The 14,654-nt window shown below is 47.6% G+C and carries 13 protein-coding genes and 1 tRNA gene; 12 read left to right on the forward strand and 2 right to left on the reverse strand.

Going from position 1 to position 14,654, the window contains the following annotated elements; translation table 11 throughout:
* The first annotated feature begins 50 nt into the window (after positions 1-50).
* From OJ965_RS09365 to OJ965_RS09390, 6 genes are all read left to right on the forward strand, one after another.
* On the forward strand, positions 51-452 hold the full coding sequence (locus OJ965_RS09365) for a cell envelope integrity TolA C-terminal domain-containing protein (RefSeq protein WP_154927668.1): 402 nt from the start codon (positions 51-53) through the stop codon (positions 450-452).
* Positions 453-924: 472 nt separating this feature from the next.
* On the forward strand, positions 925-1,701 hold the full coding sequence (locus tag OJ965_RS09370) for an alpha/beta fold hydrolase (RefSeq protein ID WP_154927669.1): 777 nt from the start codon (positions 925-927) through the stop codon (positions 1,699-1,701).
* 99 nt (positions 1,702-1,800) lie between these two features.
* Entirely contained in the window at positions 1,801-2,358 is a 558-nt protein-coding gene (locus OJ965_RS09375) for a peptidylprolyl isomerase (protein WP_265138967.1), read from the forward strand.
* Positions 2,359-2,417: 59 nt separating this feature from the next.
* Entirely contained in the window at positions 2,418-2,744 is a 327-nt protein-coding gene (locus tag OJ965_RS09380) for a hypothetical protein (protein ID WP_154927671.1), read from the forward strand.
* A gap of 10 nt (positions 2,745-2,754) precedes the next feature.
* Entirely contained in the window at positions 2,755-3,591 is an 837-nt protein-coding gene (locus tag OJ965_RS09385) for an MBL fold metallo-hydrolase (protein WP_111208618.1), read from the forward strand.
* A gap of 168 nt (positions 3,592-3,759) precedes the next feature.
* The gene (locus OJ965_RS09390) at positions 3,760-4,974 is read left to right on the forward strand and encodes an acyltransferase family protein (RefSeq protein WP_265138968.1); all 1,215 of its coding nucleotides are present in this window, start codon (positions 3,760-3,762) and stop codon (positions 4,972-4,974) included.
* 142 nt (positions 4,975-5,116) lie between these two features.
* Here the strand turns inward: OJ965_RS09390 and OJ965_RS09395 are convergent, their stop codons facing one another.
* Positions 5,117-6,004, reverse strand: a complete 888-nt coding sequence (locus OJ965_RS09395; RefSeq protein ID WP_154927674.1) for a LysR family transcriptional regulator — start codon at positions 6,002-6,004, stop codon at positions 5,117-5,119.
* Between the two features lie 456 nt (positions 6,005-6,460).
* On the opposite strand from OJ965_RS09395, the gene OJ965_RS09400 reads away from it, so the two are divergent.
* From OJ965_RS09400 to OJ965_RS09415, 4 genes are read left to right on the forward strand one after another with little or no spacing between them, the layout of a single operon-like run.
* Positions 6,461-7,885, forward strand: a complete 1,425-nt coding sequence (locus OJ965_RS09400; protein WP_154927675.1) for a bifunctional 2-methylcitrate dehydratase/aconitate hydratase — start codon at positions 6,461-6,463, stop codon at positions 7,883-7,885.
* A 48-nt stretch (positions 7,886-7,933) separates the two neighbouring features.
* On the forward strand, positions 7,934-9,076 hold the full coding sequence (locus OJ965_RS09405; protein WP_154927676.1) for a hypothetical protein: 1,143 nt from the start codon (positions 7,934-7,936) through the stop codon (positions 9,074-9,076).
* The gene (locus tag OJ965_RS09410) at positions 9,073-10,053 is read left to right on the forward strand and encodes an aminoglycoside phosphotransferase family protein (protein ID WP_154927677.1); all 981 of its coding nucleotides are present in this window, start codon (positions 9,073-9,075) and stop codon (positions 10,051-10,053) included. The genes OJ965_RS09405 and OJ965_RS09410 overlap by 4 nt, the downstream gene beginning before the upstream one ends.
* A gap of 28 nt (positions 10,054-10,081) precedes the next feature.
* Positions 10,082-11,464 (forward strand): DHA2 family efflux MFS transporter permease subunit, encoded by a 1,383-nt coding sequence (locus OJ965_RS09415; protein ID WP_111209109.1) that lies wholly within the window; start codon positions 10,082-10,084, stop codon positions 11,462-11,464.
* Between the two features lie 150 nt (positions 11,465-11,614).
* On the opposite strand, the gene OJ965_RS09420 is transcribed toward OJ965_RS09415, so the two are convergent.
* Positions 11,615-11,690 (reverse strand) — tRNA-Asn (locus tag OJ965_RS09420).
* 505 nt (positions 11,691-12,195) lie between these two features.
* Between OJ965_RS09420 and OJ965_RS09425 the strand changes: the two genes are divergently transcribed.
* Together OJ965_RS09425 and OJ965_RS09430 are read left to right on the forward strand one after the other, a co-directional pair.
* Positions 12,196-13,119, forward strand: a complete 924-nt coding sequence (locus OJ965_RS09425) for a sugar ABC transporter substrate-binding protein (protein WP_009089392.1) — start codon at positions 12,196-12,198, stop codon at positions 13,117-13,119.
* A 32-nt stretch (positions 13,120-13,151) separates the two neighbouring features.
* Positions 13,152-14,636, forward strand: coding sequence for a sugar ABC transporter ATP-binding protein (locus OJ965_RS09430; RefSeq protein WP_046102148.1), 1,485 nt, complete (start codon positions 13,152-13,154; stop codon positions 14,634-14,636).
* Positions 14,637-14,654: the final 18 nt, after the last annotated feature.

Raw genomic sequence — 14,654 nt, forward strand, 5'->3', positions numbered from 1 at the left:
GCGAGCCGCTTTTAAATACTTCAGCCGGATAGCATTCCAAAAGGACTTAGATGAAAAAGATTATTCTGATATTGCTTTCTGCCGCTATTGTGAGCTGTACGCCTCTTAAACCACATGAGTGTGATAAAAGCAGGGCTCTTGACTCCTGCCGTTATAATCGTTCAGGTAAGGTAGGAGACAATGACATTTATGGTAAGCAGGCATCTGGCATCAAAAAAGCACTGGATGCCGCGTTATCACAACCGCACGCATGGAATGGAAAACGCTGTAATGCTCATCTTGATTTCAGGAAAGATGGCACCCTGGAGCATTTTATCATCAAGGGGGGGGACAAGGCGTACTGTAATGCGCTTAAAGAGGCGGCTAAAAACGCCAGATTTCCAGAGTTTACTGACCAGCATGTTTTTGATGTGATGGGATCGGCGCGCTGGAATATGGAAGGTCAACCCTAGTCCGAAGCATCTGTAAGCCTGAAGAGTTGGTTATCGCATTGCGGGCTTCTGCCCGCTGAGTAAAGTCCGTGCGGATTTTTCTTTTCTGTAAATGGTCATGAACGCGAAAGATGATTTTTCATTGTGAAGCATCCATTTTTAGCAATGACAGGCATAGCGGATTGACACAATACAGATATATTAAAGCAGGGTTTAAACCTTTAATTTATTACAGTATTAATAAATTCGATAGCGGCATCGAAATTATTCGCTAGAGAGTAGGGTCGAATCATTATATTAATGGTGGTGCCAGAGGGTTGAATATTAAAGCTAAGAGTCTTTTATTTCAGACTGTCTCAGGAGAGGATTAAGCGTGAAAAGAAATATTTAGTAGCGAAGGATTGAACGTTTACATCGAGTCAGGTCGTCGGTTGATGGGCCCTGTCTGGGCAAGCCGGCGTAATAAATAAAGAACAGGGATAAGGCATAGCCAATGTTTATTCGGCCACTCAAATTAACCCAGCACGTCGATGTGCAGGGGCCAGCCAATGCGACAACGCTGGTACTTCTTCACTCACTGGGTACAGATTTGCATCTCTGGGATTTGCAAATGCCACGTCTGAGCGAACATTATCGCGTTGTCCGTCTTGATATCCGGGGCCATGGATTGAGCGCCGTCGATTCTGCGGAATTTTCAATGTCAGATTTAGCAGATGATGTCATAGCCGTTCTGGATCACCTTCAGATTGACAGGTTCTATGTTGCCGGAGTGTCAATTGGTGGAACGATTGCACAGTGGATTGGTTTCAGGATACCCGAACGCGTTCTGGGAATGATTATTGTGGATACGGCTCTGGTAAACGCTGCACCGCCAGCACTCTGGAGAGCTCGTGCTGAAGATGTTTTTCAGCACGGTATTGAACATCTCGAAATGGGAATCTTAAGCAAATGGGTGACACCTGAGTTTATTGATTCTCCCTATGCGGATGGTATGAAACAAATGCTGCGTCGGACGTCAGTCGAAGCATTCGCAGGTTGTTCATATGCAATTGCCAATACTGATTTAACCAATATGAGCATTCCCGGAGTGAGGGCTGTTGTAATAAGGGGAAGCGAGGATCAGTTGACGCCTCCGGACTTTGCACAACGTCTAGCTAAAAAGCGAAATGCACAGTTGCATACCATACCCGGTGCAGCCCATCTGCCTAATTTTGAAAAGCCTGACGCGCTAACCAGTGAGATTATTTCATTCATAGAGGCCAACAAATGACTCTGAATTATCCAGCCTGATCCGGTTGTGAAAAGATTCATCTGCACTGTATTGAAAAATGCCACCGGCATAGCAGGCGATAAAAAGTCTTAATCAGAAATGGAAAAAATGAATAGACGAACGTTTATTAGCGGCGGATTGGGCCTGTGTGCAGGCTCGTTTTTACTCCCCGGTATGCTGGGAGGAGTAATGAATCAGAGCGATGTTCTGAAAATGGAACTTCAAAGCGGAACAGTGACCATTCAACTGTTTTCCGATTTAGCACCTCGGCATGTTGAACGCATTAAGGCACTGGTACAGGCGGGTTTTTACGAAGGTATGCCTTTTGCGCGTGTCATGAAGGATTTTATGGTACAGACGGGTGACCCGGTAAAAGTTTCCCGAGCCGGCCACTGGCGCTTGCCTGTACTGGATGCAGAATTCAGCAGTCTGCCGTTTGAACGGGGTACGGTTGGGATGGCGCGTTCAAAGCATCCCAATAGTGCCACCCACCAGTTTTTCATCACGACTTCAAGAGCGAAATATTTAGATCAGAAATATACAGTTTTTGGGAAAGTCGCAGATGGCATGCAGTTCGTAGAGCAACTTCATTATGGTGAGCACGAAACGGGGGCGGTAGCTAATCCAGAGAAAATAAAGCGCTTAATATTAGCGTAAGCCAGTGCAGTTTAAAGCCATCTTAAACACGGACTAATCATACGGAGAAACGATACAGGATGCCCAGCATTACTCTTTATGCGTCTGAAAACCATCGCTTTGAGGCAGAATCCTTTGCCACATTCTCAACCGCTTTAGCTGGTCTTGCCCGAGAGATACTTAAAGCGAAAGAGAACAATATTCATATCAGCTATGTCACCGCGGAAATAGGTTTTGGCACGCCAATCTATTTTGAAGCAAGGTTAAGACAGGAGATCTTCAGAACTACATCCCTGATGGAAGAATTTACACATCAGGTTGATTTGTTAATTAAGGAAAGGACAGGCGTTTCGGCGAGGATTCGCTGTTTTTCTTTTGACGCAAGTAATATTTATGGAAAAAACTAAGGAGCATTTTATGAATGACATTTTTCCTGCAAAAGAGTTGGGTAACATCCAGGTGATAGCCCTCAGCGATGGATACCTTGAAGTCGGCTTTAACATGCTATCGAATGTTGATGACAAAGAGTGTGAAAGAATTCAACGCGACGCAAAAATTAATGAACTGAATGCTGTTCATATTAATGCTTTTTTAGTGCGCTGTGATGGTAAGAATATCCTTATCGATAGCGGTGCAGGTGGAGTAAAGGGCTGGGGCGGCAGGCTGGTTGCGAATCTTAGCCGGCTTGATATCCAGCCAGCAGACATTGATGCGGTTCTTCTTACTCACGCTCATCCTGATCATATTGGCGGATTGTTAAACTCTGAAGGCGAGGCTGTCTTTGAAAATGCTGAGTTGATTTTAAGCAGTGACGAATTTAATTATCTTGAAAGCGATGAAAATTTTGCATCAGTCAGTGACCGTATAAAAGGTAATTTTCTTCTGGCCCGAAGTATATTTAAAAAGTATCAGAAAAAACTTCGTCTGATCGATAAGGGCGAGGCGTTTCCTGGTATTTTTGCAATACCGCTGAAGGGGCATACGCCTGGTCATACAGGCTATCGGATAGAAGGAGAAAGAGAGAGTTTGATGATCTGGGGAGACATTGTTCATTTTCCCTATATTCAACTCGCCAGGCCGGAGGTGGCGATAGCCTTTGATTACGATCCTCATATGGCTGCTGAAACACGATCCCGAATACTGAGTGCAGTGAGTTCTGATAAGATTCTTATCGGCGGCATGCATTTTGGCGAACAGGGTTTTGGTTATATCGAGAAGCATGGGGCGGGATATCGAATTGTAATTAACGAATAGTCCTAATCTGATTTTTGTGCTGAATGGTTATTTCCTGAACGGCAATGCACTGATAAATAACTGCTATCCTGTCAGTTTTTATGTGTTGCCGTCATTAATTTACTTAATAACATCGTTATCAGGCGACAGAACAGAGTTTCCGGTAGCTGATAGTGATCTGGGGTGACTATGAATCCTGAAGAAAATAAAGAAATAAATATCGGCGTTATTAATTTTGATCCGTTTAAATCAAAGGAAGATGTATCATCTACGATTGAAAAATCACTTTTCAGAGCTAAGCTTCCTTCGCTTACCGGAAGCCGATTCTGGGCGGCATTACTGGTTTTTATATTTCACTCATCCTTACCCAGCGATCTTGCGCCATTTTCAGATCCATCTATTCAGCATTTATTCACTGTCATTGTAGGAAAAGCCGGATGGCTTGGCGTTTCATATTTCTTTATTCTGAGCGGATTTATTATGGTCTGGTCTGCGAAAAATAATGATACCGCAGGGGATTTTTATCTGCGTCGATTTGCCAAAATCTATCCCACACATTTCCTTACCTGGTTTGTTGCAATGATGATCGGTGCGGTAAGCGTCTATCAATATAAACTATGGTTTTCAAATCTATTTTTATTAAACACATGGGTTGATGATGTTCACTATTTCTTCGTCGGTAATCGTCCAAGCTGGTCGTTGTGCATTGAAGCGATGTTTTATCTTTCGTTTCCCTTCCTTTACAAAGTAATGAAGAAGATACCTGAAAAATATGACATCCATGGTTTAATCATCGTTACGCTGGCTTCCTTACTGGTTCAGACCAGTATTTATTTTTGGGTTGAACCAAACCACTTAATGGGTGCTTTTCCTATTTCACAACGCCATTTCTGGGTTTCCTACATTTTTCCGCCATCACGTATATTTGAGTTTCTTGCGGGTATGTTTGCAGCCCGGTTGCTGATTAACGGACAAGCATGGGTACTCACTAAAACAGTGTCAATGGCTTTGCTTTTGCTTACCTACATCGTTTCTATGTATCTGCCATATCAGTTCAGTATGAGCGTGGTTTTCATTATCCCTGTTTGTTTACTGATCACGTCGATGGCGGGTGATGATTTAAGGAACCGTAATACAGTGTTAAACACAAAAACGTCCGTATGGTTAGGTGAGATATCATATTCGTTCTATATGGTTCATTTTCTTGTGCTTTTCTATTTTTTAAACCTGACGGCCGGCAGAAAGTTTGACCTGCTACAGGGAATGGCACTTATCGCTGTGGCGTTGGTGCTCTCAGTCTCCCTGGCTTCCTTTATATACAAGTACGTTGAAGTGCCGATGATGAAGCTGATACTGGCAAAGTGCAGAACGAAGCGGTTAGTTATTCAGCCTGAATCCGTATGAGGTATCAGAAGCCCGTCAGTCTGTTACCATGCAGTGAAGTAACGGGGTGAGAAATGAGAGGAGGGCAAACGTCAGACGCATGCCCTCCTGCTCTATTCAGGATTTTCAGCGAAACAGGGATTACAGAAAATCTGATAAAAATTCAGTAGCCGATAGTGTTTAGCCGGGGATCCTGAAAAACGGACCCGATTATCCCTCTGAATTTAGCGCCATCCATTTGCATAGATTCTGTACGATAAACCAGCTCTATTTTGAAGTCATTGAACTGACCATTGAGTTGATGAATTTTTATTTTATTTTGTACTTCGCTACTGATCGAACAACGTAATACAAGCGATACACCTTTACCCGCGGCGATGCTGGAAAACAAAACGGGGTAGGATCCGCATTCAACAACACGTTTAGGTGTAATGTGCCCTTCTTTAAACAGGAAGTTATAGTTCCGCGTTGTGGTTGCACATTTTTTACTGCTCAGTAAAAAAACCTCTCCATCCAGAACCGAAAGATCGTTAACATCCGGATAGCTCTTCTCAGTAATAATGACAAGCTCACTCGAAAGCAGCGTAGAGCAGGTATGTTGAGTATTTGAAAATCCCGCGCCTACGATGACGGCGTCGAACTCATTATGGTCGAAAGCATTGAGCAGACTTATCGTATTTCCGATCGAGATATCGATATTCCATCCGAGGTCATGGCCCAGGTCAATTAATGAACTTACAATATAGGGCGGCAGGCACTCTATTATACCAATTCTTATATTTAGCTGACTGTTTTTCGAACAGGTGATGTTGTTTTTACAATCGTCTGCCAGGTTCAGTATTTTAAGCGCATAGTCATAAAGTATCTGGCCCTGAGGTGTCAGAGAGCAGCCGTCGGCTTTTCGATCCAGTAAGGTCACATCCAGATTATCTTCCAGGCTCCTGATTCGGTGGGAAATACTTGACTGCACTCGATTAAGGCGCTCAGCTGCCTGGGTTATGTTCCCTGTCTCCACGACTGTCACGAATGCAAGAAGTTCACTTATCTTCATTTCAAACCTCATGCTCAAAAATGGTCTATCCTTACAGCAATTATTTATATTATTTATTGATAAATTTGTCACCAGGTTTACGGCTACCCCCTGGAGAGAGGAATAAATAAGGGAGTTGCATTTCTAGAGCAGAACATTGTGGTTTTGCTTTTAATAGAGACTAATCCTGGATAGAAAGATTTTACGACAGATTCTGCTTTTTTTTATCGCTATTTCCCCAGCCTGCCTGTTTTCCCTCTATCGCTGTGAATGATTTCAGTGGCATCAATATTTTCGATGAGCACCTCGGTTTTATTCACTGGTTTTTCCTGGCTATGACAATTACGATTTTAATAAGTCGCAGGGACTATCTCTTTATAAATCAATGAATTGTCAATTTTTGTAAATCAAGGTCCGGCGTGACCGGACTGTGCTTGATGAATTCTAGAAAATTCTTATTCATATATGGGGTGAGGTATGGGGTGTGCAGAGTTCGATGAGCTATTAGTACAACTGGTTGATTATGCTTATGAGCAGACAACGTTTGATGATGAGGCTTTACGTCTGGCGCGTTATTGCCTGTTAGATTCGATAGGCTGTGCGATTGCCGCCTCTTCAGATTCTGACTGTATGAGGTTGATGCGCGGTGCTCAGTTTAGCAGGCATTCTGAGGGTGTACCTGTAGCCGGTACGGCTTTGAGACTCGGGCCAGTAGAAGCCGCTTTTCATCTCGGTTCGATGATCCGCTGGCTGGAGTTCAATGATACCTGGCTTGCTCAGGAGTGGGGTCATCCATCCGATAATCTGGGGGCAATTCTGGCCTCTGCCGCCTGGTGCAGCCTGTCTGAAAATCATCCTGCCGTTAATATGACAGATGTTCTGCATACGATGATTCGTACCTACGAAATTCATGGCGTGCTATGTCTGTCTAATTGCTTTAATGCGCTTGGTATTGATCATGTTGTGCTGGTTAAAGTGGCATCTTCTATCGCCTCAGCTCAGATCATGGGTTTGTCAAAAGCCCAGGCGCTGAGTGCGCTCTCAAACGCAGTCATTGATGGCCATTCGCTAAGAACTTATAGACATGCACCTAATGCAGGCACGCGTAAGTCCTGGGCTGCGGGTGACGCAACGGCGCGCGGATTACAACTAGCCTTATTTGCAGAAACCGGAGAAATGGGTTATCCCACAGCGCTGACCGCCAGCCGCTGGGGATTCAACGAGGCTGTTTTGCGAGGTAGTCCGCTTAATCTGTCACGCAATTTATCAGATTTTGTCATCAAAAATATCCTTTTCAAAGTTCCTAACCCTGCTGAATACCATGCTCAGACGGCCGTGGAAGCCGCTATAAATCTGCGTGCACGCATTCTTGCGGAAGGTTTCTCTCCTGAGCATATCGAGTCTGTGCGCGTAGAAACTACGCGTCCTGCCATTCAGATTATTGACAAATCAGGTCCGATGAAGAACTCAGCTGATCGTGATCACTGCCTGCAGTATATGGTTGCGGTGGGACTGAAAACCGGAAACCTGACCATTAATGATTTTCACGAGCCGGTCGCTTCTGATCCGCATCTGGAGACATTGCGGTTAAAAATCACCTGCACCGAGCGCCCTTCGTTTACCGAGAGCTATTACGATCCAGAAAAACGTGCCATTCCCAATGCGCTCTTCCTGAAATGCTATGGCAGGGAGGAGGAGTTCACAGAAACGATCGAGTATCCGCTCGGGCATGTTCGTCGTCGTGAGGAGTGCTTCGATGCATTATTGACGAAATTCCACCTCAATCTTTCAAACAGCCCTTTACATGACCATTCCGTCTTCTTGTCTGAGACTCTGATTTCAGAATCGAAGCTGGATGCCATGCCTGTTCTCGACTTTCTGAAGATGTTTGCCTGGGACTAAGTCTTCTCTGAAAGCATTTGAATTAAACCTCAATCACGGAGTGGTGAAATGAAAAAAGCAATACTGGTGGGCTGTGGTGCAGAAATCGGCGCGAATCTGCTGATTCAGAACGACCCTGATAAGGATGGATTTGCCATTCAAACGGTCGTGACGAATCCCCCTGCGCTGGATAAGCACTATCCTGAACTGCGTCCCATTGATGGCATAGTGGCCCGTCTGGCAATGGCACATCCAGGCATACAATCACATATTACCGTCATCAATGATGAAACATTGCGCATCCATGAACGTGAGGTGCACTTCTTCTTCGGTGATCTTGCTAAAACACTTCCCCCACCATCAGGCCGCTTCGATATTGGCTTTATCGCAACGAACAAGCTGGATATGGACAGGAACAGCCCTGTTGCCCGCAATATGCAGGAACTTGCGGATGTGGTTCTGGGTGTAGCAGAGTCTAATGATCTGCCGAGTATTTACGGCTGTCTGGAAGACCTCACCCGTGATGATATAGGTACGCTGAATCGTCAGGTGGTCGATTCGGGTATGTATTGTCTGGGTTCCTGTCAAACCAATGGGATGCATGCTTCTCTGCGTGTGCTCGTGGATGCGCTCAGATCCATTCAATGTAATGCATCCCATATTGTGTCGGTGGAAACAGACATCGTACATCCCGATACGCCCAACGGTGTACTGGGTACCCGATCTTTCGAGGGACGCATGCAGGATGCGCGGGACAATCTTCGCCCGAGTTTTTCGCAGATTGCGATGAGTCAGGATAAGGTACTGCCCTGGGCGCCACTGGTGAATACCGTTTCATTACGTGCACCTGTACATGCGCCTGGCTATCAGATTAACCGTTTCATCGTGAAGGACGGGGGAAAATTAACTCACAGCCTCATTGAGGAAGCCGTTGAGAGAGTGAAAAACGCACACCCTCATATTGTGAAAGCCTCGCGAACGCCTCTGGGTAGCCGTGCATATGCTTACGAGCGTCGCTGTTCAACCATTCTCACCGATCACAACCACCTGCTGACTCTCCGGCCTGCCTATCTGGCCAGCCAGAATCTGAGTGAAATTATTATCCAGTCGTTTGTAAACAACACAGTCGGTTATAGCGCTGTGGTCTGTGCCGTAGCGGGTCGTATCGCGTCAGGCCAGTCTGTTGCAACTTTTCAGGAGATTAAAAAATGACGAGTTCGCATACCGTAGATTTTTTGAGTTCGGGTTTTGTTGTGAAAACAGCGATGTCCGAAAGGTTCAATGGCAAGCTGAGAGCTGAAGTCGAGCAGATTCGCGCATTACATGACATCTATCCGGAACTGATGGTGCCTGTCTTACACGATGGACAGGCTGCGGGGCGGCAATTCTATATTCTGGAAAAGATGGCGCACCAGCCATTGTCCCGAATCGTATTTGATGAACAGCGCTCGCTGGCTGGACGCAGAATGATTATAAGAAACACCCTTGAAAGTATCCAGAAAGCTATCAGCCTCGAATCAGAAACATCATCGATAATGACCAACGATATGCCGGCAAGGTTAAGGGATGAGTGGGAGGGTACGCGCTTTGCGCATGATCTGTTTGACAAACCCGTTCTTCTGAATGGGGCCCGGTTTACCACTACTGCCAGAGAAGTCTATGAAAAGGCATTAAAAATGGCCACAACTGAAGAGTTCCGGTCGGCTGAAAAAGCACATTTCAACTTTCATTTCGGTAATGTGCTCTACAACGAAGAGCTTGCTCAGACGCGTTTTATCGATCCTGACTTTTCAGTCCGGGGTCTGGATCCGCTTTTTGGCTTTTCCCGGTTTGCCTTTTCGTTCTGGCATGAGCTGGCGGCAGAAATAAAAGATGCGGTTAAAGTGGTACCTATGACCGATGCACTGATGTTTGTACTGGCGAAGCCCGATTACGGAAATATTCTCAGTGAAATTCCTGAGTTAGGCGGTATAGCGGGTCTGTTACCACTCATGGGCGAAGGCCTGCGGAATAGGTTCTATGTGCTTACTACCTACTGTTTCCTGAGAAGCATACGAATCAACGGCAGTAAACAGTCCTGGAAATCGCCTCGCTCTCCGGTCGTTGCCACTCCTGAAGAGGTTCTGATGCTCGGTCTGCTGACCTATCTCGAAGGAACCGCCGCTGAAACGGCAAGTCTTTGCGCGTAACACCCATTCACTTAAGGATATCCGGGATATGTCGTTGGTAAGCAGTAGTACATTAGAACAAGGTTTTGAAGCGCCCAGGCGTTATCTGGCTGCCGCGGCCATTTTGATAGGCGTGGTCATGGCAGCGCTGGATGGTTCCATTGTCAACATTTCCTTGCCCTCTATTGCTGAGGCTCTGCACGTAGATTCAGCCTCGGTCATCTGGGTTACCAACGGTTATCAGGTCGCTAGCGCGGCGACGATGCTGATTTGCGCATCGCTGGGATCAAGGTTAGGAGAGCGGCGCTTTTATACAGCGGGTATGGTGTTATTTACGCTGGCATCGCTGGGGTGCAGTCTCTCTTCAACCTTCGGTATGCTGGTTGCTATGCGGGTCCTGCAGGGAGTGAGTTATGCCGTGATGATCAGTGTGGGATTAGGGCTTTACCGCGTGATTTTTCCCCCTAATGCGTTAGGCACAATTCTGGGACTGAATGCGCTGGCCTTCGCGGTGGGGACGGCCATCGGTCCTGCGTTGGGTGGTTTGATTATCTCCTGGCTCGATTGGCCCTGGTTATTTTATATCAATATTCCACTGGGCGTGCTTGCCACCGTGTTCGCGCTGATTTCACTTGGCATTGATGATAAACGGGAAAAAGGCTTTGACTGGGGAGGGGCTTTAACCTCTGCTGCGGCTTTGGGACTGATGGTTGTCGCTGTCGATCAAATCGGGCGCTGGGAGAGTCACATCCTGATTCTATGCGGCATGACGTCAGGAATATTGATGGCAATTTTCATTATTGCTCAGATGCGATCTAAGCACCCATTACTGCCTCTGGATATATTTCATTCACGGCGGTATTCCTTCGCTGTTATTTCCTCCTTTTCAATGTTTGTCGCTCAGGGGATGGCCATGGTGGGTTTACCTTTTGTCCTGCAGCACACCTATCACTACTCTGTACTGAAATCAGCATTCATCTTTACACCCTGGCCTATTGCTGTGGCTATTTGCGCGCCTGTTGCTGGCAGGCTATCGAATCATCTGAATCCCACTCAGATTTCAACGGTTGGGGTAGTGATTTTTAGCCTGGGTTTAGGATCACTTGCACTGTTACCTGAGGCAGCCACGACCGCTGATTTCATCTGGCGGGTAGCTGTTTGCGGCATAGGTTATGGACTTTTTCTTCCGCCGAACAACAAAGAAATGTTTTCGAACGTTGCCAAAAACCGGACTGTCACGGCGTCAGGTCTCTTATCAACGGCAAGAACGGCAGGCCAATCTATCGGCGCAGCACTGGTTGCGATGGTAATAGCCTTATTGAACGGCTTAATGGAAGGCGCAGACGCGCAGTTCGCCGTTTATCTCTTTGGCCTGGCCTGTCTGATCGCTGCGCTATCATCGATCTCAAGCATGCTGCGTCTGCATCAATAAACCTCTGAACCCAATAAGCGCCCCTGAAACTGTGAGCAGGAAAGACGAAAAGCCGAAACCAGGGAAGTTATAGCGGGTTCGGGTGACAATTTTCAAAAGCGAAAAAGCAAAAAGCCCGCTCAGGTTTCCCTGAGCGGGCTTTTCTAATTCTGGCTCCTCTGACTGGACTCGAACCAGTGACATACGGATTAACAGTCCGCCGTTCTACCGACTGAACTACAGAGGAATCGCTTGAACGGGGCGAATATTAGCGGCGCCGATCCCGCTTGTCAAAGCCCTGTTTAACGAAATGCGTTCGGATGCTCGTAAAAGCAGCGGATTGGTGAATTTTTCCCGAATCTGCTGGCTTTTCAAACTGCCAACAGGATCTCACTTTGCGGGCATTTCTCTGCAGATGTTAGAGGCATGTCAAAGTTTTGTTCTTTGCCGATGTCAAAACAGCCGTTTCAGTGCTTTTATGATAAAAATTTCAAAAAGAGATTTTATGGAATAAATAAACTGCTTAGCGTTACGGTCGCCACTTTTCCCGGAAACTGAAACGGCAGGTCGGAAGTAACTGTTTGCAGATCAAGTGATTGTGAAAAGGAGTGGTCGATCACAAAAATAGCCAGAAGCCGAAGTCTAACCTCAAAATTCCCGAAACAGACGCCAGACAGGCTGGGTGAATGTAAAAGATATTTTTCATTCGCGGTCACAGCCGCTGAGCAAGTTAACAAATAAGAAGGGTCCCTATGAACATCAAAAAAACGATTGTCGCCTCACTGTTAGCCTGCATGTTACCTGCCGCGGTTATGGCAAAAGATATTTCGGTCGGCGTCTCAATGGCGCTGTTTGATGACAACTTCCTCACCATTCTGCGCACGGCCATGCAGAAAGAGATGCAGAAAGATGGCGTTAAAGGGCAGGTTGAGGATGCAAAAGGCGACGTTTCACAGCAGCTGCAGCAGGTGCAGAACTTTATCGGTCAGGGTGTCGATGCCCTGATCGTCAACCCGGTCGACACCAATGCGGTAAAACCGATTATGGATCAGGCGTCAAAAGCGGGCATCCCGCTGATCTTTGTTAACCGCCGTCCAGGAGCTGAACTCACCGGCAAAATGGCCTATGTGGGGTCCGATTCAGAACTGGCCGGGCGGTTACAGATGGAAGCGCTGGCTAAAGCAATGAACGGTAAAGGCAACGTCGCCATTCTGATGGGTGACCTGGCGAATGAATCGACCCGCGACCGTACCAAAGGTGTGGAAGAGGTGGCCGCTAAATATCCTGGCATCAAAATTGTTCAGAAGCAGACCGCCAAATTTACCCGTAACGACGCGGTGGATGTGGTCAGTAACTGGATGACGGCCGGTGATGAAATCAATGCTATCGCGTCGAACAACGATGAAATGGCAATCGGTGCGCTGCAGGCACTGGGTAAAAACCCGAACAAAATCCTGATTGCTGGCGTCGATGGTACACCGGATGCACTGCAGATGCTGAAGCAGGGCAAGATGGTCGCCACCGTCTTCCAGGATGCGAAGGGGCAGGGCGAAGGCTCGGTGCAGACGGCGATCAAACTGGTGAAAGGCGAACAGGTCCAGAAAATTATCAACATCCCTTACCAGCTGATTACCAAAGAGAACATGGAGCAGTTTACCCAGCGTAACCTGAAATAATCGTTCCCGACTCAGCCTGACGGAGGTGATGTATGAACGCGTTTGCGCTTGAAGCCGAAGGCATCAGCAAGTTCTTCCCCGGCGTGAAAGCCCTCGACAACGTCTCGTTGCGGGTGCGTCCGGGAACGGTACATGCCTTGATGGGCGAAAATGGCGCGGGCAAATCCACTTTAATGAAGTGCCTTATCGGGATCTATCGTCCCGATAAGGGCACCATCAAAATTAAAGGGGAGCCGGTGCAGTTTCACGACACCATGGACGCGTTGCGTTCCGGCATTTCGATGATTCACCAGGAGCTTAACCTGGTGCCCTACATGACCGTCGCTGAGAATATCTGGCTGGGCCGCGAGCCGATGAAATTTGGTTTTGTCGATCACGCCCGGCTCAATCAGGTGACACAGGAGCTGCTCAACCGCCTGAATATCCGCCTGAAAGCCGATCGGATGGTGGGTGAACTGAGCATCGCCTCACAGCAGATGGTCGAGATTGCCAGAGCGGTCTCCTGGGACTCGGACGTCGTCATTATGGACGAGCCCACCTCCGCGCTTACGGAAACCGAAGTGGCGCATCTCTTCACCATCATTCGCGACCTGCGCGAGCAGGGCAAAGCGATCATCTACATCAGTCACAAGATGGATGAAATCTTCACCATCACCGATGAGGTCAGCATTTTCCGCGATGGCAGCTGGATCGCCAGCGACCAGACGGAGAAGTACACCCGCCAGTCGCTGATCACCCAGATGGTCGGGCGTGAACTGACCCAGCTGTTTCCGAAATTTAACAGCGCCATTGGCGAAGAGGTGCTGACGGTGCGTAACCTCACCTGCAAAGATCGTTTCACCGATGTCAGCTTCAGCGTGCGGCGCGGGGAGATCCTCGGTGTCGCCGGGCTGGTGGGCGCCGGTCGCAGCGAGGTGATGGAGAGTCTGTTTGGCATGGAGAGCTTCGACAGCGGGGAGATCTTAATTGATGGCGTACCGGTGACGATCGACTCGCCGTCCACCGCGATCGAAAAGGGCATGGCGTTCCTGACCGAAGACCGTAAGAAATCCGGACTCTTTCTGGTGCTTTCGGTGATGGAGAACATGAGCATCGTCAATATGCCGGAGTACAGCGGTAAAAGCGGCTTTGTCAGCCATGTGAAGATGGCGCAGGACTGCATGGACCAAATCCGCCGTCTCAATATCAAAACCCCGACCATGGATCAGATCATCAATAACCTCAGCGGCGGGAATCAGCAGAAAGTCCTGATTGCCCGCTGGCTGCTGGCTCAGCCGAAGATTCTGATTCTGGACGAACCGACCCGTGGCATTGACGTCGGCGCAAAAGCGGAGATTTACCGCTTAATCAGTGAACTCGCCAACCGTGGCGTGGCGATCATCATGGTCTCCTCTGAACTGCCGGAAATCCTTGGCATGAGCGACCGGGTGATGGTCATGCACGGCGGGCGTATAACCGGCATCCTCGATAAAGAAGAAGCCGATCAGGAAACCATTCTGTCGTTGGCATCCGAATGAGGCGCGAAACCACTATGA

This window comes from Pantoea anthophila (assembly GCF_026104315.1).
GTDB classification, from domain to species: Bacteria; Pseudomonadota; Gammaproteobacteria; order Enterobacterales; family Enterobacteriaceae; genus Pantoea; species Pantoea anthophila.